This is a genomic window from Myxococcus sp. AB036A (assembly GCF_006547355.1).
In the GTDB taxonomy this organism is placed as follows: domain Bacteria; phylum Myxococcota; class Myxococcia; order Myxococcales; family Myxococcaceae; genus Myxococcus; species Myxococcus virescens.
This window is the reverse complement of record NZ_VHLC01000234.1, coordinates 1-516: the sequence shown is the minus strand read 5'-3', so window position 1 is coordinate 516 and position 516 is coordinate 1. Positions and strand designations below refer to the sequence as shown.

Sequence of the window (516 nt, the reverse complement as noted above, 5' to 3'; positions counted from 1 at the left end):
CCTCAAACCCGCGCCCACCACGGGCGGGCGCAAGCCGCGCATCCTCATCGTGGATGACAGCGAGATGACGGCCCGCATCATCGAAGCGGACCTGGTGGCCAAGGGCTTCGAGGTCCACGTCGCGGACACCGCCGACAAGGCCACGAAGATCATCCTCAAGAAGCAGACGCGCCCGGACCTGGTGCTGCTGGACGTGCGCATGCCCAACGTGAACGGCGAGCAGTTCTGCCGCTTCATCAAGAGCAACAGCCTCTTCAAGGGCATCAAGGTGCTGCTGTGCTCGGGTGAGAACGTCGAGGAGTTGCAGCGCATCTGCCGCGAGGCGGGCGCCGACGGCTACATCCCCAAGGACGCGGTGATGGGCAACCTGGTGGCCAAGGAGCTGATGCCCACCGGTAACGAGTAGTCCCCCGGGGCCGCGTCGCGGCCCCTCCTGGCGCGTGCCCCCCGAGGCCGCGCCACCTGCCTCCCGAGGACGGAGCGCCCACCGGGCCTCCCCCTCCGACGGGGGAAGGA

At 68.6% G+C, this 516-nt stretch carries 1 protein-coding gene; it reads left to right on the top strand.

The annotated features are described in order from the left end of the window. The coding region (locus FL344_RS38240) for a PleD family two-component system response regulator (protein ID WP_141621955.1) at positions 1 to 406 on the top strand (406 nt) is incomplete at its 5' end. Between the last annotated feature and the right edge of the window lie 110 nt (positions 407 to 516).